Origin of the sequence: Nocardia jiangsuensis (assembly GCF_042650385.1) — a bacterium.
Taxonomy (GTDB): Bacteria; Actinomycetota; Actinomycetes; order Mycobacteriales; family Mycobacteriaceae; genus Nocardia; species Nocardia jiangsuensis.
On the sequence record NZ_JBHSAX010000014.1, the window covers coordinates 955,476 to 976,573 of the forward strand.

Below are 21,098 nucleotides of genomic sequence, written 5' to 3' on the forward strand. Positions count from 1 at the left end.
TTCTCTCATTCCAGCGCACCGGTTCCCCGGCGCGCGAATGGACACGCTCACGCGGCAACACTAGCGCCGAACCCGGGAGCGCCGTCGCTGACGTCGCTCCGGGCCGGTCGGCGGCCTCAGGCTTTGTCCGCCCGGATCTGTTCGAACACCGACGGGTCGACCAGGGTGCTGGTGTCGCCCAGCTCCCTGCCCTCGGCGACGTCGCGCAGCAGCCTGCGCATGATCTTGCCGCTGCGGGTCTTCGGCAGCTCGGGCACCACGTGGATCTCGCGCGGCCGCGCGATCGGGCTGATCTCCCGCGAGACCTCCGCCTTGAGCTCGTTCACCAGCGCGTCCCCGGTGTTCTCGGTGGTCGCGGTGAGGATGACGAAGGCGACGATGCCCTGCCCGGTGGTCTCGTCGGTGGCGCCGACCACGGCCGCTTCGGCCACGCCGGAGTGCCCGACCAGCGCGGATTCCACCTCGGCGGTGGAGATCCGGTGCCCGGAGACGTTCATGACGTCGTCCACCCGGCCGAGCACCCAGAGGTCGCCGTCCGGGTCGAGCCGGGCGCCGTCGCCGGCGAAGTACCAGCCCCGATCGGCGTACCTGGCCCAGTAGGTCTCGCGGAAACGCTCGTCGTCGCCCCACACCCCGCGCAGCATGGACGGCCACGGCTGGTCCAGCACCAGGTAGCCGTTGGCCTCGGTCTCGCCGAGCACGACCGGGTTGCCCTCCTCGTCCACCACCTGCGCCGAGACCCCCGGCAGCGGGGTCTGCGCGGCGCCCGGCTTGGCGGCGGTGACGCCGGGCAGCGGCGAGATCATGATCGCGCCGGTCTCGGTCTGCCACCAGGTGTCGACGATCGGGGTCTTCCCGCTGCCGATCACCGTGCGGTACCAGCGCCAGGCCTCGGGGTTGATCGGCTCGCCGACGCTGCCGAGCACGCGCAGCGAGCTCAGGTCGTGCGCGTCCGGGATCTGCCTGCCCCACTTCATGAAGGTGCGGATGAGCGTCGGCGCGGTGTAGTAGATGCTGACGCCGTACTTCTCCACGATCTGCCAGTGCCGGTGCTCGTCCGGGAAGTTCGGTGTGCCCTCGTAGACCACCTGCGTGGCCCGGTTCGCCAGCGGCCCGTAGACGATGTAGCTGTGCCCGGTGACCCAGCCGATGTCGGCCGTGCACCAGTAGACGTCCTGCCCCGGCTTGTGGTCGAAGACGTAGTGGTGGGTGTAGGCGGCCTGGGTGAGGTAGCCGCCGCTGGTGTGCAGGATGCCCTTCGGCTTCCCGGTGGTGCCTGAGGTGTAGAGGATGAAGAGCGGGTGCTCGGCGTCGAAGGCCCGCGGCTCGTGGTGCGGATCGGCGTTGGCGACGGTCTCGTGCCACCACAGGTCGCGGCCATCGGTCCACGGCACCTCGATGCCGGTGCGCCGCACCACCAGCACGTGCTCGACGCTGTGCGGCACATCGCCGTTCGCGTACAGCGCCTCGTCGACGGCCTCCTTGAGCGGGGCCGCCTTGCCGCGCCGCCACTGCCCGTCGGTGGTGATCACCAGCCGCGCGCTGGCATCGTCGACGCGCTGCCGCAGCGCGGAGGGGGAGAAGCCGGCGAAGACCACCGAGTGGGTCAGCCCGAGCCGGGCACTGGCCAGAATGGCCACGATCGCCTCGGGGATCATCGGCATGTAGATGGCGACCCGGTCGCCCGCCTCCAGCCCGAGCTCGGTGAGGTAGTTGGCCGCCCGGCTCACCTCGTCGCGCAGCTCCGCGTAGGTGATGTCGCGGGAATCGCCCGGCTCGCCCTCCCAGTGGATGGCGACCTGCTCGCCGTGGCCGTCGTCGACGTGCCGGTCGACACAGTTGTAGGCGACGTTGAGCCTGCCCCCGACGAACCACCTGGCCACCGGCGCGCCGGACCAGTCGAGCACGTCGGTCCACCTCTGCTCCCAGTGCAGCCGGTCGGCCTGTTCGGCCCAGAAGGCGAGCCGGTCCGCCGCCGCCAGCTCGGCGAGCTCGGCGCCCGCGTTGGCCGCGGCCGCGAACTCCGCGGACGGTGCGTAGGAAGCCTGGTGTTCGGGATTCTCGGTCATCTCGTCTCGCCCTTCCGTAATTCGCTCGGCGTCGACAGTAGTTGCCCTGACAAGCGTGGCCCGTGTCGATACTGTCCCTGACCAAGTTCTCGATCTTCGCGAAACGGGGAGATGCGTTGCGATCGATACGAATCACCGCCCTGCTGGCCGCAGGCGTGCTCGCGCTCGGGCTCGGCGCCACCGCCTGCTCCACCGGCTCGCCGGACACCGAGTTCGTCACCGTCAACGGCGGTGAGCCGCAGAACCCGCTGGTCCCGACGAACACCAACGAGAACCAGGGCGGCCGCGTCGTCGACCGGCTCTTCGCCGGGCTCAAGTACTACGACGCCGACGGCGAGGCGCACGACGAGCTGGCGCAGTCCATCGAGACCGCCGACCGGCGCAGCTACCGGATCACCCTGAAGCCGGACTGGACCTTCACCGACGGCACCCCGGTCACCGCGAAGTCCTTCGTCGACGCCTGGAACTACGGCGCGCTGAGCACCAATGCCCAGCTGCAGAACTACGTCTTCACCCCGATTGTCGGATTCGACGAGGTGGCCGCCGAGAACCCGACGCAGACCACCATGGCCGGGCTGAAGGTGGTGGACGACCGCACCTTCACCGTCGAGCTGAAGCAGCCGTCGATCGACTTCGAGTCCCAGCTCGGCTACGCCCCCTTCTACCCGCTGCCCGAGGCGGCATTCCGGGACATGCGGGCGTTCGGTGAGAACCCGATCGGCAACGGCCCGTACATGTTCAGCGACACCGGTGCCTGGCAGCACAACGTGCAGATCGACCTGAAGCCGAACCCCGGCTATCCGGGCGGCAGGCCGGCGAAGAACAAGGGCCTGCGTTTCGTCATGTACCAGTCCTTCGACACCGCCTACGCCGACCTGCAGGCGGGCAACCTGGACGCGCTCGACACCGTGCCGGACAGCGCGCTCGGCACCTACCAGCAGGATCTCGGCGACCGCGCGATCACCAAACCCACCGCGCAGAACCAACACATCGGCGTGCAGACCACGGTGCCGCACTTCGGCGGCGAAGAGGGGCTGCTGCGCCGCAGGGCCATCTCCATGGCGATCAACCGCGAGCAGATCGCGCAGAACATCTTCAACGGCACCAGGATCCCGGCCCGCGATTTCACCGCGAGCACGCTGCCCGGCTTCGACGGCAACCTGCCCGGCGCCGAGGTCTTCCGGTACAACCCGGAGGAGGCGCGCCGGGTCTGGGCGCAGGCCGACGCCATCGCGCCGTGGTCCGGCCGATACGAGATCACCTACAACAGCGACGGCGGGCACCAGGCCTGGATCGACGCCGTGGCGAACAGCGTCAAGAACACGCTCGGCATCGAAGCGGTCGGCCGCGCGCTGCCCACCTTCAAGAACGTGCGCGACGAGGTGAACGCGGGCACCATCGGCACCGCCTTCCGCTACGGCTGGCAGGGCGACTACCCGTCCATGCTGCAGTTCCTGACCTCGCAGTACTACAGCTACTCCGAGACCAACAACGTCGACTACGCCAACCCCGAGCTCGACCGGCTGCTCGACGCCGCGCTGGCCGCGCCAACCCAGGACGAGTCGCACCGGATCATCGCGCAGGCACAGGCCCTGCTGATCAGGGACATGGCCGACATCCCGGTCTTCGACTACGTGGCGGCGGCCGGGCGGTCGGATCGGGTGCAGCGGGCCGAGCTGGCCTGGAACGGGCTCTTCGACTTCGAGAACATCGAGAAGTAACCGCGCATGGGCTGGTACGTCGCGCGGCGGCTGCTGCAGATGATCCCGGTTTTCCTCGGCGCCACCCTGCTGGTCTACGCCCTGGTCTTCCTGATCCCGGGCAACCCGATCCAGGCGCTGGCCGGGGAGAAGCCGCTCACCCCCGCGGTGGAGGCGCAGCTGCGCGCCCGCTACCACCTGGACCAGCCGTTCCTGGTGCAGTACCTGCTCTACCTGAAGGGGATCGTCACCTTCGACCTCGGCACCTCGTTCTCCGGGCGGCCGGTCAGCGAGGAGCTGGCCCGAGCCTTCCCGGTCACGCTGCGCCTCGCCTTCCTCGCGGTGCTGATCGAGGGCGTCTTCGGGGTGCTGTTCGGGCTCGTCGCCGGGCTGCGCCGGGGCCGACTCTTCGACTCGACGCTGCTGGTGGCGAGCCTGGTGGTGATCGCGGTCCCGGTCTTCGTGCTCGGCTTCCTCGCCCAGTTCCTGCTCGGGGTGAAGTGGGGGATCGCGCCGGTCACCGTCTCCGGCCGGGCGAGCCTCGGCGAACTGCTGGTCCCGGCCATCGTGCTCGGCTCACTCTCCTTCGCCTACGTGCTCCGGCTGACCAGGAACGCGGTGGCGGAGAACATGATCGCCGACCACGTGCGCACCGCGACCGCCAAGGGGCTCTCCCGGCGGCGCGTCGTCACCGTGCACATCCTGCGCAACTCCATGATCCCGGTGGTCACCTTCCTCGGCACCGACCTGGGGGCGCTGATGGGCGGCGCGATCGTCACCGAGGGGATCTTCAACATCCCCGGCGTCGGCGGCACGCTCTACCAGGCCATCACCCGGGTCGAGCCGCCGACGGTGGTCTCCTTCGTGACCGTGCTGATCGTGATCTTCCTGCTCACCAACCTGCTGGTCGACCTGCTCTACGCCGCGCTCGACCCGAGGATCCGCTATGCCTGAACGGCCCGGCCAGGAGTACTTCGTCGCGCCCGTCGACGACGAACCGGTTGTCACCGACGGGGTGCGGCTCGCCGGCGGGCCGACCAGCGTCTGGCTGGACGCCTGGCGCAGGCTGCGGCGCAACCCGGTCTTCCTGGCCGCCGCGGTGCTGATCGTGCTCGTCGTGCTGGTGGCGGCCTTCCCGCAGCTCTTCACCGACCAGGATCCGCGGTATTGCAACGGCGACTTCAGCATGGACCCGCGCGGGCCGGGCCACCCCTTCGGCTTCGACCGGCAGGGCTGCGACATCTTCGCCCGCACGGTCTACGGCGCGCGGGCCTCGGTGCTCACCGGGCTCGGCGCGACGCTGCTCTTCGTCGCGATCGGCGGCACGCTCGGCGCGCTGGCCGGATTCTTCGGCGGCCGGCTGGACTCGATCGTCTCCCGGATCGCGGAGATCTTCTACGCGCTGCCGCTCATGCTGGCCGCCATCGTGCTCATGCAGCTGCTCACCCAGCGCACGGTCTGGACGGTGATCCTGATCCTGGCCGCCTTCACCTGGCCACAGGCGGCGCGGATCGCCCGCGGCGCGGTGCTGGAGGCGAAGAACAGCGAGTACGTCACGGCGGCCGAGGCGCTCGGTGTCACCCGGCTCCGGGTGCTGCTCCGGCACGTGCTGCCGAACGCGGCGGGCCCGCTCATCGTGGTGACGACGCTGTGGCTCGGCGTCTTCGTCGTCACCGAGGCGACGCTCTCCTACCTCGGCGTCGGGCTGCCGCGCACCATCGTCTCCTGGGGCGGCGACATCGCCACCGGGCAGCGCGAGATCCGGACCGCGCCGATCCTGTTCTACCCGGCCACCGCGCTGGCCGTCACGGTGCTGAGCTTCATCATGCTCGGCGACGCGGTGCGCGACGCGCTCGATCCGCGGGCGCGGGTGCGATGACCGGCGACCGGCCGCTGCTGCGGCTCTCCGGCCTGGACGTCGATTTCGGCACGACGTCCGCGGTGCGCGGGGTGAACCTCGCGGTGTACCCCGGGCAGACGGTCGCGCTGGTCGGCGAGTCCGGCTCGGGCAAGTCGACCACCGCGCACGCCGTCATCGACCTGCTGCCCGGCACCGGCCGGGTGACCGGCGGCTCGATCGAGTTCGACGGCACCGAGCTCACCACCGCCTCGAAGCGCGCGATCGTCGGAATTCGCGGCACCGGGATCGGGCTGGTGCCGCAGGACCCGATGACCAACCTGAATCCGGTGTGGAAGGTCGGCTTCCAGATTCGTGAAACGCTGACCGCGAACGGCATCGCCACGGGGAAGGCCGCCCGCGAGCGGGCCGTCGAGCTGCTCGCCGAGGCCGGGCTGCCGGACGCCGCGCGCCGGGCCGGGCAGTACCCGCACGAGTTCTCCGGCGGCATGCGGCAGCGCGCGCTGATCGCCATGGCGCTGGCCTGCCGCCCGAAACTGCTGATCGCCGACGAGCCGACCTCGGCGCTCGACGTCACGGTGCAGCGGCAGCTCCTCGACCACCTGGACCGGCTCACCGGCGAACTCGGCACCGCGGTGCTGCTCATCACGCACGACCTCGGGCTGGCCGCCGAGCGCGCCGAGCACGTCGCGGTCATGTACCGCGGCCGGGTGGTGGAATCCGGCCCGGCGCAGCGCATCCTGCGCGAGCCGCAGCACCCGTACACGCGCAGGCTGGTGGCCGCGGCGCCCGCGCTGGCGAGTGGGCGCGGTGCGGTGCGGCGGGAACGCGCCGCGGTGCTGGCCGGGGCGGATTCCGCGGAGCCGCCCGACCACGTGGTGGTGGCGGAGCACTTGGTCAAGACCTTCCCGCTGCGCGGCCGGGTGCCGTGGCGGTCCGAACCGCTGCACGCGGTGAACGACGTCTCCTTCCGCGTCGCGCGCGGTACCACCACCGCGGTGGTCGGCGAATCCGGCTCCGGCAAGTCCACGCTCGCGCGCCTGGTGCTCGGTCTGCTCGCGCCGACCTCGGGCAGCGTGACCTTCGACGGCCGTCCGGTCACCGGACTCGACCGCGCCGCCGAGCTGGACTTCCGGCGCCGGGTGCAGCCGGTGTTCCAGAACCCGTACGGCTCGCTCGACCCGCTCTTCACCATCGCGCGGGCGATCGAGGAGCCGCTGCGCACGCACCGCGTCGGCACCCCGGCCGAGCGCGCGGAGCGGGTCCGCGACCTGGTCGAGCGGGTGGCGCTCCCCGCCGACGTGCTGCGCCGCTACCCGCACGAGCTCTCCGGCGGGCAGCGTCAGCGGGTTGCCATCGCCCGCGCGCTCGCGCTCTCGCCCGAGCTGGTGGTCTGCGACGAGGCCGTTTCCGCGCTGGACGTGCTGGTCCAGGCGCAGATCCTGGAGCTGCTCGATGAACTGCAGGCCGAGCTCGGGCTCAGTTACCTGTTCATCTCGCACGACCTCGCCGTCGTCCGGCGGATCGCGGATCACGTGCTGGTCATGCGGGACGGCCGGGTGGTGGAGGAGGCGAGCGCCGCCGAGGTCTTCGAGAACCCGCGCGAGGAGTACACCAGGGCGCTGCTCGACGCCATCCCCGGCCGGGAGCTGCGGGTGGGCTGAGCGCCGCCGGTAGCCTCGTATCCCGTGACCGACCCGCTGCAGCCCCTCGTCGACCTGCCCGGCGTCCGCGCGGCCGCCGACCGCGCCCGCGACGCCCTCGCCGCGGTGCACCGGCACAAGACCAACCGGCGCGGCTGGCCGACCACCGCCGCCGAGGCGGCCGTGCGCGCCGCTCGCTCGTCGGCCGCCATCGACGGCGGCAGCACCGGCCTGCCCAGCGTGGACGGCAGGGTCGACGACCCGATCCTGGCCGGCGCGCTGCGGGTCGGGCAGGCGCTGGACGGCGACGCGCTGCGCAATCTGACGGGCGTCTGGCAGCGCGCGCCCCTGCAGGCGCTGGCCCGGCTGCACCTGCTCGCCGCCGCCGACCTGACCGAGGAGGCGGCGCTCGGCCGCCCGCGCGCCGACGCCGGGGTCGCCGGGCGGCTCGACCTGCTTGCCCAGATCGCGCTGACCTCCACCGCCCCCGCGCCGGTGATCGCCGCAGTGGTGCACGGCGAGCTGCTCGCGCTGCGCCCCTTCGGCACCGCCGACGGGGTGGTGGCCAGGGCCGCGGCCCGGCTGGTCACCGTGTCCAGCGGCCTCGACCCGCATGCGCTCGGCGTGCCCGAGGTGTTCTGGCTGCGCCGCGGGCAGGCCTACCCGGATGCCGCCGCCGGCTTCGGCTCGGGCGAGCCGGAGGCCGTCGGCGGCTGGGTCATCTTCTGCTGCGGTGGACTGGAAGACGGCGCGCGCGAGGCGACCTCGATCGCGGACGCGGCTGCCACTCAGTAGCCGGACACCACTGCGGGCGGTGCGTCGTCATCGACTCACCGCCCGCGAGCACGGATCACCGGGCTACCAAGCGTGCTCGGTGGGTTGTGTTCTCCGGCCTCGGCGGATGGACCGGACTCCGGCGGTTCATCCCCGCAACCTGTGCGAGGCCATCGCCGCCACCAATCCGGAACCCGCAGGCCCACAACGCTTCTGCCCTTTCGCGGCGCGCTCCGCGTGGGTACCTGGCGTCCGTGCTGGGGAAGAAGGTCGGGAGACTGAGCCTTCTCTTCCGGCTCCGCCCTGGCCTTCCGCCTTCCCGTGGCACCCATTCTTACATTGTGACCGCCCTCACATCAAGGGCTTCGACCGGTGGATTTGCCGGACTGTTTCTACCGCTTGCGCAGCAGCCGGTAGCTGATCGCGCCGGCCACCAGCGCGCCGAGCCCGACCACCGCGGTGGCCGCCACCGTCGAGGACGAGCTCGGGAAGCGCGACCACAGCGACACCGGGTTCGAGAAGGTCAGCACCGGCCAGCCGCGCGCCGTCGCCTCCCGGCGCAGCGCGCGGTCCGGGTTCACCGCCGTCGGGTGCCCGACCGCGCTCAGCATCGGCAGATCGGTCACCGAATCCGAGTAGGCGTAGCTGCGCGCCAGGTCGTAACCCTTGTCGGTGGCCAGCTTTTCGATCGCGGCCACCTTGCCGGGGCCGTAGCAGTAGAAGTCCAGCTCGCCGGTGTAGTGGCCGTCCGCGACCACCATCCGGGTCGCCGCCACGTGGTCGGCGCCGAGCGCCGCCGCGATCGGCGCCACGATCTCCTCGCCGGAGGCCGAGACGATCACCACGTCGTGCCCGCGGATGCGGTGATCGGCGATCAGATCCATCGCCTCGGCGTAGATCAGCGGTTCGACCAGCTCGTGCAGCGTCTCCGCCACAATGGATTTGACCTGCTCCACGTCCCAGCCCGCGCACATACTGGTCAGGTGCGCGCGCATGCGCTCCATCTGGTCGTGGTCCGCGCCGGAGAGCTGGAAGAAGAAGTGCGCGTAGCTGCTCTCCAGCACCGAGCGCCGGTTCAGCAGCCCCTGCGCGTAGAACGGCTTGCTGAACACGAACGTGCTGGACTTGGCGATCACCGTCTTGTCCAGATCGAAGAACGCGGCCACGTGCCCGGCCCGATCCGGGGGCTCGTTCCGCGGGGCGGGTTCGTCGGCCGTCATCGGTCCAGGATAGGCATGCGGGCCGCGAGTGTGCCGGTCCGCGCGCGGCGGTTGTCGCTGCGGGTTTGCCGAGTCGTCGAACGGTCACGTGTGGGCGGCTCCCGGCCCGCTCACGGGGCGACACGGCGGCGGAGAATGTGGCACGTCGGACTTGCGTCCGACGCCGATCGTAGGTGTAGTATGGCCAGTACCTGGGATTCGTTCCAGGCGTGTTCAGCCCGACCCCCCGGGGCTGAACCCCGACGGCCCCAGCCTCCTCCCCCCCCGGCTGGGGCCGTCCTCTATTTCCAGCCGGGTGACCCGGTCTCCCGAGGGTTCCGCGGCGCGGCGGCCGGTGAGTTGTCCACAGGCTCGGAGTTGTCCACATCCGGTTGGCGGGGGCTGTTGCGATCTTCTCGGTACCACCACGCTGAACTGCATGGATACCGAGAACGGTGGTGGCGCCCCCGCCCTTGCACTGGTGGCCGAGAGCGCCCTGCGCGCCGAGGTGCGCCGGGTCGCGGCAGCCGCCCAGCGGCCGCTCACCGAGCTGACGCCGCCGGTCGGCCGACATGCCTGGAGCGCAGCCCCGCTCGTCGTGCTCGACACCGCCGCGGCCACCGGCTGCGCGGGGGCCGGGCACCCGCGGCGGGTCGGCGTCGTCCTGGTCACCGCGGGTGAGCCGGAGCTGCCGGACTGGCAGGCCGCCGCGGCCGTCGGGGCCGAGCGGGTGGTCGCGCTGCCCGGTGCGGCCGTCGAACTGGTACAGAAGTTTGCTGAACACGCAGAGCCGCGCGCCGGCGACGGTGTCGTCGTCGCGCTCGCGGGCGGGGTCGGCGGGGCCGGCGCCTCCACCCTCGCCGCCGCCACCGCCCTGCGCGCCGCCGCGCGGCGGTTCCGCGGGCACACCGTCCTGGTCGACGGCGCACCGCTCGGCGGCGGCCTCGACCTGCTGCTCGGTATCGAAACCGCGGCCGGACCGCGCTGGGCCGACCTCGCCATCGAAGACGGGCGGGTCGCCGCGAGCGCGCTGCACCACGCCCTGCCGAGCGCCGCACCCGGCCTCGCCGTGCTCTCCTGCGCCCGGCCCGCTGCCGGGAAGTTGCCCGCCCCGATCGGCCCCGCCGCGAGCCATGCCGTCGTCGAAGCGGGCCGCGCCGCAGGCGATCTCGTGATCTGCGACATATCCGGCGAGCGCGGGCCACATGCCGAGCAGATGCTGGACGCCGCCGATCTCGTCGTCCTCGTGGTTCCCGCGCGGTTGCGGGCACTCGCCGCGGCGGCCGCCGTCGCGACCACCATCCGCAGCCGGAACCCGAACCAGGGGTTGGTGATCCGCGGCCCGGCACCGGGCAATCTGCGCGGCGCCGAGATCGCCGCTGCCCTCGACCTCCCGCTGCTCGCCGCGGTCCGCGCCGAGCCGGGGCTTGCCGGACGGCTGGAACGCGGCGGGCTCGGCCTCGGTCGCCGCACCCCGCTCACCAGGGCGGCCGACGCCATCCTCGCCGTGCTCGGCGAACGGAGCGGCCGATGAGCGCCCTCGTCACCGCCGAACTGCTCGACCGGGTCAGGGAGCGGCTCGCCACCGGTACCGGCCCACCGGAGCCGGAGCAGCTCGCCGCCGCCATCAGGGCCGAGGCGGGCGGCGTCCTCGGCGATACCGACCTGCTGCGCGCTCTGCGACTGCTGCAGACCGAGATGACCGGCGCGGGCGCGCTCGAGCCGCTGCTGCACGATCCGGCCGTTGCCGACGTGCTGGTCACCGGCCCCGGAGCGGTGTGGATCGACCGCGGCGGCGGGCTGGAGCGAACCAGCGTCACCTTCCCGGACGAAGCGGCGGTGCGCAGGCTGGCGCAGCGGCTCGCGCTCGCCGCCGGTCGCCGCCTCGATGACGCGCAGCCGTGGGTCGACGGCAAGCTCCCCGGCCACGAGGCCGGAATCGGCACCACCTTCGGGGTCCGGCTGCATGCCGTGCTCGCTCCGGTTGCGCACGGCGGCACCTGCCTGTCGCTGCGCGTGCTGCGCCCGGCCACCCAGGGGCTCGACGCGCTCACCCGGGCAGGCGCCGTCGCGCCCGAGGCACGGGAACTGCTCACCGCGATCATCAGGGCGCGGCTGGCCTTCCTGGTCGTCGGCGGCACCGGCGCAGGGAAGACGACCCTGCTCTCCGGGCTGCTCGCCACGGTGGCGCGGAGCGAACGGATCATCTGCGTCGAGGACGCGGCCGAACTCGCCCCGCCGCACCCGCACGTGGTCCGGCTCGTCGCCCGCCCCGCCAATGTGGAGGGCGCGGGAGCGGTGACGGTGCGCGACCTCGTGCGCCAGGCGCTGCGCATGCGCCCCGATCGGATCGTCGTCGGCGAGGTGCGCGGCGCCGAGGTCATCGACCTGCTGACCGCGCTCAACACCGGGCACGACGGGGGAGCGGGCACCGTGCACGCCAACTCGCCGCGTGAGGTGCCTGCCCGCCTCGAGGCGCTCGCCGCACTCGGCGGCATGGGCCGCGCCGCCCTGCACAGCCAGCTCGCTGCCGCGGTCCAGGTGGTACTGCACGTGCACCGGCGCGCCGACGGGTCGCGGGGGCTGCGCGAGGTCGGGGTGCTGCGACGGAGTGGCGATGCCGAGGTGTCCATCGAGGCGGCGTGGAGTGCCGAGCGTGGGCTCGCACCGGGCGGCGCGGATCTGAGTGCGCTGCTGGCCGAGCGCGGGGTCACCGGGTGGTGGACGTGAGTGCCGGGCTCGTCTGTCTCGCAGCGGCCCTACTGCTGGTGCCGCCTCCAGCCGCACGGCGGCGGCTGTCATCACTCGGCATCGGAGCCTCGGTGGCCTGCTTCGGTGGTGCATCGCCCCGCATCGGCGGTTCGCGGGCAGACAGCAGTGGTTCACCGATAGGCGTCGGCGGTTCGGCACGGCTCGCCGGTGGCCGGCCCGCGCAGCGGCTTCGGTTCATCCTCGCCGACCACCGCCCCGTGGCCGCCTGCCTGCTGGCCACCGCCGCAGCCGCCTTGGTCGGCATCGGCGCAGCCATTGCCACCGGCATTCTGGCGTGCACCGTCCTGCTCCGGATTCATCGCTCCCGCACCGACCGCACCCGGGAAATCGGCTCCGCCGACCTGCTCGACGCACTCGAACTGGTCGTCGCCGAGCTGCGGGTCGGCGCCCACCCCGGCGCCGCCGCCGAGTCCGCCGCCACCGACGCCCGCGGCGAGGCCGCCAAGGCCTTCGCCGTCGCAGCGGGCCGCAGCAAGCTCGGCGGCTCCGCGGCCGACGGCCTGGAGCGCCCCACCTCCCCGATCGCCCCCGAACTCACCCGCATCGCCACCGCATGGCGCATCGCCGAGGAACACGGCCTCGCCCTCGCCGAACTCATCACCGCCGCCCGCACCGATCTCCATGCCCGCCACCGCTTCCGCGGCCGCACCACGGCGGCCCTGGCAGGTGCTCGAGCCACCGCCACGGTCCTCGCCGCCCTCCCGGTCCTCGGCATCGCTCTAGGCCACCTCATGGGCGCCGCGCCCCTCGAAGTCCTCCTCGGCTCCGGCACCGGAACGATCCTCCTACCCCTCGGTGCCACCTTCGCCTGCGCCGGTCTCCTCTGGACCGACGCCATCACCCGATCGGTACTCCCATGACCGCACTCCGCACCCCAGCCAGTTCGCCGACCGTGCCGGGTGCCCCGCCGACCGGCACCGAACACCGGGAACTGGCCGGATGACCGACGCGCTCATCCCCACTCCCTTCCTGCTGCTCGCGCTCGCCCTGCTCGCCGTGCCATCGCGGCCCCCGGTGGTGCGCCGACTGCGCCCGCCGGGCCCCCGCGCGGAACCGGAGGCCGACAGCACCGCCGACCCGCTCGCGGTTGCCTCCGTCTTCGACCTGCTGGCCGCCTGCCTCCGCGCCGGACTCCCGTTGGCGAACGCGGCCCGTGCCGTGGCCCCGACAGGGCCACCCGGCGTTGCCACCGCCCTGCGACGCGCCGCGGAACTACTCGCGCTCGGCGCGGAGGCGAGCACCGCGTGGCAGCGCGCCGCCGCCGAGTGCGCGAACCGCCCGGGCGCCGAGGAGATCGACGCCCTCGCCCGGCTGGCCCGCCGCTCGGCCCGCTCCGGGGCGTCACTCGCCACCGCCGTCACCGAACTCGCCGACCAGCGCAGGGCAGCGGTGGAGGACGCGGCCGCCGCCCGCGCCGAACGCGCGGGCGTGCTGATCGCGGGCCCGCTCGGCCTCTGCTTCCTGCCCGCCTTCCTCTGCCTCGGCATCGTGCCGGTGGTGCTGGGGCTGGCCGGCCGGGTTCTCGGAAACGGGCTGCTGTGAGGCGGCACAGGAACGAGCGGGCGCGCGGGGCGCCCGCCGGACAGGAAGGGGAGAGCGATGACCGAAACGGAGAGGACCGGGCTGAACGAGCGGCTCCGGCGGGCACTCGGCGCGGACGACGGCATGTCCACCGTGGAGTACGCAATCGGGACGATCGCCGCAGCGGCCTTCGGCGCGGTGCTCTACACCGTGGTGACCGGGGACAACATCGTCGACGCGCTCACCGGCATCATCGACCGGGCACTGAAGACGACGGTCTGACCGCCATGCTCCGAGGTGATCGCGGTGCCGTGACCGTCGAGGCGGCCATCGCGATCGCGACCCTGGTCGCGGTCGTCACGCTCTGCCTCGGAGCCCTGCTCGCGGCGTCGGCACAGGTCCGCTGTGTCGACGCCGCCCGCGAGGCCGCCCGTCTCGCCGCCCGCGGCGACCGGTCGCTGGCCGACGCCGCGGCGCGGCAGGTCGCCCCGACCGGCGCCCGGATCACGCTGCGCGACGACGGCACCGAGATCATCGCGCAGGTCACGGCCTCGGTACCGCTCCTACCCGGGCTGCGCCTCCGAGCCGAGGCAGTCGCAGCCGTCGAGCCGGGAGCAATGCCGTGAGCGCGCGCGGCACGGCGCCCGCGACCACCGTGAACGCGCGTGGCGAGCGCGGCAGCGCGACGGTGACCGCCTGCTTCGCCCTCCTCGCCCTCTTGGCGGTCACCGCGATGGTCGCCCAACTCGGCGCGGCCGTCGCCGCGAGGCACCGGGTGCAGTCCGCCGCCGATCTGGCCGCGCTGGCGGCGGCGGGCGCGCTGCTCGAGGGGCCGGTGGCCGGCTGCGCGGCGGCCGAGGAGCTCGCGGGGCGAGTGGGCACCCGGCTGCGTGAGTGCACCGCCGATCAATGGGATGTGACCGTCGTCGCGGAAGTGCGAATACCGCTAGGTCTGTTCGGTGCACGAATCGCCAGCGCAGCCGCTCGAGCCGGTCCGGTGGGCAAGATCGAGTGATCACGATGCGCTATTGCGCAACCCTCGGTGTCGTGGCGATCACGGTGAATTAATCGCGATTCTGCGGGAAATGCGAAGCTTCCGATAATGTGCGGAGAACCAATCGAAACAGAACGAAATAAACCCAGCGGGTGTGATTAGATGACGTGGCAATAGCCCAGTTAACCTGAAATCAATCCTTTTTATTCCATCGAGCGCCATCGGAGGCGGTCGGCGCCCGCTCGGGACGACCGGGCGGAGCTTCGACCCAGCGCCGGCGCCGAAGCGGTCACGAGGCGGCGTCGCGGGCGTCACGGACCGGCGTTGCCCCGGTGATCTCCCGCAGCACCGCACCGAGCAGCCGAGCGGCGCCGTCCTTGTCCAGCGGATGGTTCCCGCTCCCGCATTTCGGCGACTGCACGCAGGACGGACACCCGGCCTGGCACTCACAGGCGATGATCAGATCCCTGGTCGCCGCCAGCCAGCGCTCCAGCGCGGCGTACCCGCGCTCGGCGAAGCCTGCGCCGCCCGGCTGCCCGTCGTAGACGAATACCGTCGGCAGCCCGGTGTCCGGATGCTCGGCCACCGAGACCCCGCCGATGTCCCAGCGGTCACAGGTCGCGATGAGTGGCAGCAGGCCGATGGCGGCGTGCTCGGCGGCGTGCAGCGCGCCGGGAACGTCGGCGATCCCCGCCGCGTCCAGCAGTGCGGGGGTCACCGTGTAGAGCACCGCGACCGAGGGGAGGATCTGCTCCGGCATGACGAGTTCGACCAGGTCGAGCACGGTGCCGTCGGCCAGGGTGCGCAGGTAGCCGACGACCTGGCCGGTTACTCGCACCTCGGCGAGCGCCGCCACCACCCGGCCGGAAACCCGCTGGTCGATGGTGGCTACGACCTCGATCGCTGTCGTCTGCCTGGCATGCGTGGTCCACCCGGGATCCTCCGCGCGAACGAAGGCGACGCCCTCGTCCAGGTCGAGCTCCTCCACCTCGAAGGTCTCGCCCTGGTGCAGGTGCACGGCGCCGGGGTGCAGGGTGGACAGCGCCCTTCCGGCGTCGGCGGTGCCGAGCAGCCTGCCGGTCTCGCTGTCCACGATCACCACCGGATCGCCGATGCCGCCGCGCACGTCCACTTCGTCGTGCGGCTGGCTGCCCGCGGTGACGTGCCAGCGTGCGGGCTCGTCGGCGCTCCGCCCCGGTCGCCGCCGGATCAGCCCGTCGGCGGCCAGTTCGGCGACTACGGCGCGGGCGTCGAGCGCATCGATCTCGTTCTCGGTGAGCGGCAGCTCGCAGGCCGCGCAGAGCAGGTGCGGGCCGAGTACATAGGGGTTGCGCGGGTCGGTGATGGTGGCCTCCACCGGCTTGCCGAGCAGCGCCTCCGGGTGGTGCACCAGGTAGGTGTCGAGCGGATCGTCCCTGGCCACGAGCAGAACCAGCGCACCTTGCGTGCGCCGCCCCGCGCGCCCGGCCTGCTGCCGGAAGGAGGCGACCGTGCCGGGAAAGCCGGACATCACCACGGCGTCGAGCCCAGCGATGTCGACGCCGAGCTCCAGCGCGTTCGTGGTCGCGACCCCGAGCAGCTCCCCCTCGGAAAGCGCCGTCTCCAGCGCCCGGCGATCCTCCGGCAGGTACCCGGCCCGGTACGCCGCCACCCGCCCGACCAGCTCCGGATCGACCGCGGCGAGCAGCCTGCGCGCCTCCAGCGCGGTCGCCTCGGCGCCCCGCCGGGAACGCACGAAGGCCAGCGTGCGCGCGCCCTCCACCACCAGGCCGGCGAGGAAGCGACCGGCCTCGCCGGTCGCGGAGCGACGCACCGGCGCCCCGTTCTCCCCGGTCACGCCGGTGAGCAGCGGCGGCTCCCAGAGCGCGATGGTGCGCGGCCCGCTCGGCGAGCCGTCCTCCGTCACCGCCGCGCACTCCCGCCCGATCAGCCGGGACGCCGCGACCGCCGGGTCGGCGGCGGTTGCCGAGCACAGCACGAAGGTCGGGTCGGCGCCGTAGCGCGCGGCCAGCCGCCGCAGCCTGCGCAGCACCAGCGCCACGTGCGATCCGAAGACGCCCCGGTAGGCGTGGCATTCGTCGACGACGACGTAGCGCAGGCCGCGCAGCAGCCGGGCCCAGCGCTGATGCGAGCGCAGCACGCTCAGGTGCAGCATGTCCGGGTTGGTGAAGACCCAGCGGGCGTTGGCGCGCACCCACCGCCTGATCTCGGGCGTCGTATCGCCGTCGTAGGTGGCCGGGTGCACCTCGCGCAGTGCACCCGCGTGCGTGAGCGCCCCCGCCGCGCGCAGCTGGTCGGCGCCGAGCGCCTTGGTCGGGGCCAGGTACAGCGCGGTGGCCCGCGAGTCGCCGTGCAGTGCGCTGAGTACGGGCAATTGGTAGGCCAGCGATTTGCCGGACGCGGTGCCGGTCGCCAGCACCACATCGGTGCCGGCGAACGCAAGCTCCGCCGCCGCCCGCTGATGCCGCCACGGCTCCGGCACCCCGCTCTCTCGGAGAGCGGCGATGACCTCGGCCGGAGCCCATTCCGGCCACGAAGCCTGCGCCGCGGACCGCGCGGGTAACTCCGCGACGTGCGTCAACTGCCCGTCGAATTCTGGACTATTGACCAGAACACGGTTGAGCAACGATCGACCGTAGGGCAGCGGCAATTCCGGCACCGCCGACGCCGCGGGCTGCTCCCTACTCACGCGTAACCGCCCTTTCCGGCCTCCGGCACTGTGAACAGTGTGTATCGACGTGCCGTCGAGGCTGTATTCGATACCAAAGAGCGATCTGCATCACAGCCCGTTTGCTGTACTCGGACTTGGTTATCGCGGAGCAAACCAACCTGAAGTATGGATTCCACCAATGGGTTCCGGACCTGCGCATTCGCAAGATCAAGTTTTTTGCAAATTACCGGTAACTCGGCTGTTGAATTCGCGAAAGACATGGTTCACTGGTTCCTGGTCGCAAGCTTCTGTGTTCGAGGGGACGGATCCAAAGTCCAAACCGTCGGCAGGATCGAGTTGCGAACGGTGTGCTCGGGCTTTCCTGCAGGGGGAAACCAACAGTACAGCGGTCTCAACGGGCCCGGTGGACGAACCAGTTGTCCGCCGTTCCGGGTAAGAAAGAGAAGGAACAGAATGGCACAGGGAACTGTGAAGTGGTTCAACGCGGAGAAGGGGTTCGGCTTCATCGCGCCCGAGGACGGCTCCGCTGACGTCTTCGTCCACTACTCCGAAATCCAGGGGGCCGGCTTCCGCACCCTCGAGGAGAACCAGAAGGTCGAATTCGAGGTCGGTCAGGGCACCAAGGGCCCGCAGGCCACCGGAGTGCGCGCGCTCAGCTGAGCCACGCATCAGCGTTCGTCCCTCACCACCGGCGACGGAGGTGAGGGACGAAGCCGTTTTCGGGGGAGGTTCGGGTCCGTCGCGGACCCTGCTCAGGGGGGTGCCCGCACGGCCGGCGAGTCCGGCGCGGAAGCATCGCGCTCGTGGTTCGGTGCATACTGAACCGCTGAGAGGTCGTACGCTCGGTATTTCCGCCGCGCTCGCGGTGTGCAGGCCGAGGGTATAAACGTCTCTGGTGGCGACGGTCGTTCCGCGCCGCCCACTGCAGCCGCGCCGGGCGCACACGCGCCGCGCGGGTAGAGAACGAAAGGTGTGGAGTCGCCGGTGGCAACACGAGACCGCGGTACAGCCGACCAGGGCCGGCCCCTGCGTCGTCTCGTGATCGTGGAGTCCCCGACCAAGGCCAGGAAGATCGCCCCCTACCTGGGCCGCAACTACACGGTGGAGGCCTCGGTCGGCCACATCAGGGATCTGCCGCGCGGCGCCGCCGACGTGCCGGCCAAGTACAAGGGGCAGCCGTGGGCGCGGCTCGGCGTCGACGTCGACAACGACTTCGAGCCCATCTACGTGGTGAGCCCGGACAAGAAGTCCAAGGTCACCGAGCTCAAGAGCCTGCTCAAGGACGCCGACGAGCTCTACCTCGCCACCGACCCGGACCGCGAGGGCGAGGCCATCGCCTGGCACCTGCTGGAGACGCTCAAGCCGAAGATTCCGGTTCGCCGGATGGTCTTCCACGAGATCACCGAACCCGCCATTCGTGCCGCCGCCGCCGATACCCGCGATCTGGACAACGACCTGGTCGACGCGCAGGAGACCAGGCGCATCCTGGACCGGCTGTACGGCTACGAGGTCAGCCCGGTGCTGTGGAAGAAGGTCATGCCGCGGCTCTCGGCCGGCCGGGTGCAGTCGGTGGCCACCAGGGTCATCGTGCGCCGCGAGCGCGAGCGGATGGCCTTCCGCTCGGCCGAGTACTGGGATATCGCCGCCAAGCTGGACGCGGGCGAGCAGGAGGCCGCGAGCAATCCGCGGGTCTTCGGCGCCCGGCTGGTCGGCTTGGACGGCGCGCGGGTTGCCACCGGCCGTGATTTCGACTCCGCCGGCGCGCTCAAGTCGGCCTCCGGTGTGGTCGTGCTGGACGAGGCGCACGCGCGCAGGCTCGCCGAGGCGCTCGACGGCGTCGATCTGGCCGTCAGCTCGGTCGAGTCCAAGCCGTACACGCGCAAGCCGTACCCGCCGTTCATGACCTCGACGCTGCAGCAGGAGGCCGGGCGCAAGCTGCGCTTCACCTCCGAGCGCACGATGCGGGTCGCGCAGCGGCTGTACGAGAACGGCTACATCACCTACATGCGCACCGACTCGACGACGCTCTCCGAGTCGGCCATCGCCGCGGCTCGCTCGCAGGCCGCCCAGCTCTACGGCAGCGAGTACGTGCACCCGACCCCGCGGCAGTTCACCCGCAAGGTGAAGAACGCCCAGGAGGCACACGAGGCGATCCGTCCCTCCGGCGACACCTTCTCCACCCCCGGTCAGCTGCACTCCCGGCTGGACACCGACGAGTTCCGGCTCTACGAGCTGATCTGGCAGCGCACGGTCGCCTCGCAGATGGCCGATGCCAAGGGCACCACGCTGACGGTCCGGGTAACCGGGCAGGCCGGCACCGGCGAGGAGTGCGTCTTCTCCACCTCCGGCCGCACCATCACCTTCGCGGGCTTCCTCAAGGCCTACGTGGAGAGCGTGGACGAGGAGGCGGGTGGCCAGTCCGACGACGCCGAGTCCAGGCTGCCCGCGCTCACCGAGGGCCAGGCCGTCACCGCGGTCGAGCTGACCCCGGACGGACACAGCACCAACCCGCCCGCCCGCTACACCGAGGCCTCGCTGATCAAGACGCTCGAGGAGCTCGGCATCGGCAGGCCGTCGACCTACTCCTCGATCATCAAGACCATTCTCGACCGCGGCTACGTCTACAAGCGCGGCAGCGCGCTTGTCCCGTCCTGGGTGGCGTTCGCGGTGATCGGGCTGCTGGAGGCGCACTTCGGCAGGCTGGTCGACTTCGACTTCACCGCCGCCATGGAGGACGACCTGGACGCCATCGCAGGCGGCAGGGAACGCCGCGGCGACTGGCTCTCCGGCTTCTACTTCGGCGGCGAGACCGGCGCCGAGGGCTCGGTCGCGCGCTCCGGCGGGCTGAAGCGCATGGTCGGCGAGCGGCTGGACGAGATCGACGCCCGCGAGGTCAACTCGATCGTCCTGTTCCGCGACGACGAGGACCGGGACGTCGTGGTCCGGGTCGGCCGGTTCGGCCCGTACCTGGAGCGGCTCGTCACCGACCCGGACGATCCGGAGGGCGACCCCGTCTCGCAGCGGGCCAACCTGCCCGACGACCTGCCGCCGGACGAACTCACCCCCGAGCTCGCCGAGAAGCTCTTCGCGACTCCGCAGGAGGGCCGCACGCTCGGCACCGATCCGGAGTCCGGGCACGAGATCGTGGCGAAGGAGGGCAGGTTCGGCCCGTACGTCACCGAGCTGCTGCCCGCCCCGGAGAAGTCCGAGGCCACGAAGACGACGAAGAAGCCCGCTGCGGCCAAGCCGCGCACCGGCTCGCTCTTCAAGTCGATGGAGATCGGGACCGTCACCCTCGACGAGGCGCTGAAGCTGCTCTCGCTGCCGCGGGTGGTCGGCAAGGATCCCGCCTCCGGCGAGGAGATCACCGCGCAGAACGGACGCTACGGGCCGTACCTGAAGAAGGGCACCGACTCCCGCTCGCTCGCCGACGAGAGCCAGATCTTCACCGTCTCGCTGGAAGACGCGCTGAAGATCTACGCCGAGCCCAAGCGCCGCGGCAGGCAGGCCTCGGCCACACCGCCGCTGCGCGAACTCGGCGCCGACCCGGTGACCGAGAAGCCCATGGTGATCAAGGACGGGCGCTTCGGCCCGTACGTCACCGACGGCGAGACCAATGCCAGCCTGCGCAAGGGCGACGAGGTGGAGAGCATCAGCGACGCGCGCGCCGCCGAGCTGCTCGCCGAGCGGCGGGCCCGCGGGCCGGTGAAGAAGACCGCAAAGAAGACGACGAAGAAGGCGCCGGCCAAGAAGGCGCCTGCCAAGAAGACGGCGGCGAAGACTGCCGCGACCAAGGCGACCGCGACCAAGTCGGCCGTGAAGAAGGCGCCGGCCAAGAAGGCGCCCGCGAAGAAGGCGGCGGCGCGCAGCGTCAGCGAGTAGTCGCGTCGCTCGGTG

17 protein-coding genes are annotated in these 21,098 nt (G+C 71.8%); 14 read left to right on the plus strand and 3 right to left on the minus strand.

Annotated elements, in window-relative coordinates; translation table 11 throughout:
• Nucleotides 1-116 precede the first annotated feature (116 nt).
• On the minus strand, nucleotides 117-2,069 hold the full coding sequence (gene acs, locus ACFO0B_RS18770) for an acetate--CoA ligase (RefSeq protein WP_378613746.1): 1,953 nt from the start codon (nucleotides 2,067-2,069) through the stop codon (nucleotides 117-119).
• 116 nt (nucleotides 2,070-2,185) lie between these two features.
• On the opposite strand from acs, the gene ACFO0B_RS18775 reads away from it, so the two are divergent.
• From ACFO0B_RS18775 to ACFO0B_RS18795, 5 genes are read left to right on the plus strand one after another with little or no spacing between them, the layout of a single operon-like run.
• Nucleotides 2,186-3,790 carry a peptide ABC transporter substrate-binding protein gene (locus tag ACFO0B_RS18775; RefSeq protein WP_378613747.1) on the plus strand — a complete coding sequence of 535 codons (1,605 nt, stop codon included), beginning with the start codon at nucleotides 2,186-2,188 and terminating at the stop codon, nucleotides 3,788-3,790.
• 6 nt (nucleotides 3,791-3,796) lie between these two features.
• Nucleotides 3,797-4,723 carry an ABC transporter permease gene (locus ACFO0B_RS18780; protein ID WP_378613748.1) on the plus strand — a complete coding sequence of 309 codons (927 nt, stop codon included), beginning with the start codon at nucleotides 3,797-3,799 and terminating at the stop codon, nucleotides 4,721-4,723.
• Nucleotides 4,716-5,648, plus strand: coding sequence for an ABC transporter permease (locus tag ACFO0B_RS18785; RefSeq protein ID WP_378613749.1), 933 nt, complete (start codon nucleotides 4,716-4,718; stop codon nucleotides 5,646-5,648). Before ACFO0B_RS18780 ends, ACFO0B_RS18785 begins: the two co-directional genes overlap by 8 nt.
• Entirely contained in the window at nucleotides 5,645-7,291 is a 1,647-nt protein-coding gene (locus ACFO0B_RS18790) for an ABC transporter ATP-binding protein (RefSeq protein ID WP_378613750.1), read from the plus strand. The genes ACFO0B_RS18785 and ACFO0B_RS18790 overlap by 4 nt, the downstream gene beginning before the upstream one ends.
• A gap of 24 nt (nucleotides 7,292-7,315) precedes the next feature.
• Nucleotides 7,316-8,065: an oxidoreductase gene (locus ACFO0B_RS18795; protein ID WP_378613751.1), complete on the plus strand. Its 750-nt coding sequence runs from the start codon at nucleotides 7,316-7,318 to the stop codon at nucleotides 8,063-8,065.
• Nucleotides 8,066-8,436: 371 nt separating this feature from the next.
• Here the strand turns inward: ACFO0B_RS18795 and ACFO0B_RS18800 are convergent, their stop codons facing one another.
• Complete coding sequence (locus tag ACFO0B_RS18800) at nucleotides 8,437-9,264, minus strand: HAD family hydrolase (RefSeq protein ID WP_378613752.1); 828 nt, start codon at nucleotides 9,262-9,264, stop codon at nucleotides 8,437-8,439.
• Between the two features lie 418 nt (nucleotides 9,265-9,682).
• Between ACFO0B_RS18800 and ssd the strand changes: the two genes are divergently transcribed.
• From ssd to ACFO0B_RS18835, 7 genes are all read left to right on the plus strand, one after another.
• Complete coding sequence (gene ssd / locus ACFO0B_RS18805; RefSeq protein WP_378613753.1) at nucleotides 9,683-10,777, plus strand: septum site-determining protein Ssd; 1,095 nt, start codon at nucleotides 9,683-9,685, stop codon at nucleotides 10,775-10,777.
• On the plus strand, nucleotides 10,774-11,973 hold the full coding sequence (locus ACFO0B_RS18810; protein ID WP_378613754.1) for a TadA family conjugal transfer-associated ATPase: 1,200 nt from the start codon (nucleotides 10,774-10,776) through the stop codon (nucleotides 11,971-11,973). Before ssd ends, ACFO0B_RS18810 begins: the two co-directional genes overlap by 4 nt.
• A gap of 239 nt (nucleotides 11,974-12,212) precedes the next feature.
• Nucleotides 12,213-12,875, plus strand: a complete 663-nt coding sequence (locus ACFO0B_RS18815) for a type II secretion system F family protein (protein ID WP_378613755.1) — start codon at nucleotides 12,213-12,215, stop codon at nucleotides 12,873-12,875.
• A gap of 79 nt (nucleotides 12,876-12,954) precedes the next feature.
• The gene (locus ACFO0B_RS18820; protein WP_378613756.1) at nucleotides 12,955-13,557 is read left to right on the plus strand and encodes a type II secretion system F family protein; all 603 of its coding nucleotides are present in this window, start codon (nucleotides 12,955-12,957) and stop codon (nucleotides 13,555-13,557) included.
• A 57-nt stretch (nucleotides 13,558-13,614) separates the two neighbouring features.
• Nucleotides 13,615-13,818: a DUF4244 domain-containing protein gene (locus tag ACFO0B_RS18825; RefSeq protein ID WP_378613757.1), complete on the plus strand. Its 204-nt coding sequence runs from the start codon at nucleotides 13,615-13,617 to the stop codon at nucleotides 13,816-13,818.
• A 5-nt stretch (nucleotides 13,819-13,823) separates the two neighbouring features.
• Nucleotides 13,824-14,162, plus strand: coding sequence for a TadE family type IV pilus minor pilin (locus ACFO0B_RS18830; RefSeq protein ID WP_378613758.1), 339 nt, complete (start codon nucleotides 13,824-13,826; stop codon nucleotides 14,160-14,162).
• Nucleotides 14,159-14,551, plus strand: coding sequence for an Rv3654c family TadE-like protein (locus ACFO0B_RS18835; protein WP_378613759.1), 393 nt, complete (start codon nucleotides 14,159-14,161; stop codon nucleotides 14,549-14,551). The genes ACFO0B_RS18830 and ACFO0B_RS18835 overlap by 4 nt, the downstream gene beginning before the upstream one ends.
• Nucleotides 14,552-14,819: 268 nt before the next feature.
• On the opposite strand, the gene ACFO0B_RS18840 is transcribed toward ACFO0B_RS18835, so the two are convergent.
• Nucleotides 14,820-17,156, minus strand: a complete 2,337-nt coding sequence (locus ACFO0B_RS18840) for a DEAD/DEAH box helicase (RefSeq protein WP_378613760.1) — start codon at nucleotides 17,154-17,156, stop codon at nucleotides 14,820-14,822.
• A gap of 498 nt (nucleotides 17,157-17,654) precedes the next feature.
• Here ACFO0B_RS18840 and ACFO0B_RS18845 point away from each other — a divergent pair, with 498 nt between their 5' ends.
• Nucleotides 17,655-17,861: a cold-shock protein gene (locus ACFO0B_RS18845; protein WP_067648074.1), complete on the plus strand. Its 207-nt coding sequence runs from the start codon at nucleotides 17,655-17,657 to the stop codon at nucleotides 17,859-17,861.
• Between the two features lie 324 nt (nucleotides 17,862-18,185).
• The gene (topA, locus tag ACFO0B_RS18850) at nucleotides 18,186-21,083 is read left to right on the plus strand and encodes a type I DNA topoisomerase (protein ID WP_378613761.1); all 2,898 of its coding nucleotides are present in this window, start codon (nucleotides 18,186-18,188) and stop codon (nucleotides 21,081-21,083) included.
• Nucleotides 21,084-21,098 lie beyond the last annotated feature (15 nt).

Excerpts from the sequence above, each read along its gene's own strand:
- ACFO0B_RS18820 (WP_378613756.1), top strand. The coding sequence starts at position 12,955 with ATGACCGACGCGCTCATCCCCACTCCCTTCCTGCTGCTCGCGCTCGCC.
- ACFO0B_RS18785 (WP_378613749.1), top strand. The coding sequence starts at position 4,716 with ATGCCTGAACGGCCCGGCCAGGAGTACTTCGTCGCGCCCGTCGACGAC.
- ssd (WP_378613753.1), top strand. The coding sequence starts at position 9,683 with ATGGATACCGAGAACGGTGGTGGCGCCCCCGCCCTTGCACTGGTGGCC.
- ACFO0B_RS18825 (WP_378613757.1), top strand. The coding sequence starts at position 13,615 with ATGACCGAAACGGAGAGGACCGGGCTGAACGAGCGGCTCCGGCGGGCA.
- ACFO0B_RS18800 (WP_378613752.1), bottom strand. The coding sequence starts at position 9,264 with ATGACGGCCGACGAACCCGCCCCGCGGAACGAGCCCCCGGATCGGGCC.
- ACFO0B_RS18790 (WP_378613750.1), top strand. The coding sequence starts at position 5,645 with ATGACCGGCGACCGGCCGCTGCTGCGGCTCTCCGGCCTGGACGTCGAT.
- ACFO0B_RS18830 (WP_378613758.1), top strand. The coding sequence starts at position 13,824 with ATGCTCCGAGGTGATCGCGGTGCCGTGACCGTCGAGGCGGCCATCGCG.
- acs (WP_378613746.1), bottom strand. The coding sequence starts at position 2,069 with ATGACCGAGAATCCCGAACACCAGGCTTCCTACGCACCGTCCGCGGAG.
- ACFO0B_RS18845 (WP_067648074.1), top strand. The coding sequence starts at position 17,655 with ATGGCACAGGGAACTGTGAAGTGGTTCAACGCGGAGAAGGGGTTCGGC.
- ACFO0B_RS18780 (WP_378613748.1), top strand. The coding sequence starts at position 3,797 with ATGGGCTGGTACGTCGCGCGGCGGCTGCTGCAGATGATCCCGGTTTTC.
- ACFO0B_RS18810 (WP_378613754.1), top strand. The coding sequence starts at position 10,774 with ATGAGCGCCCTCGTCACCGCCGAACTGCTCGACCGGGTCAGGGAGCGG.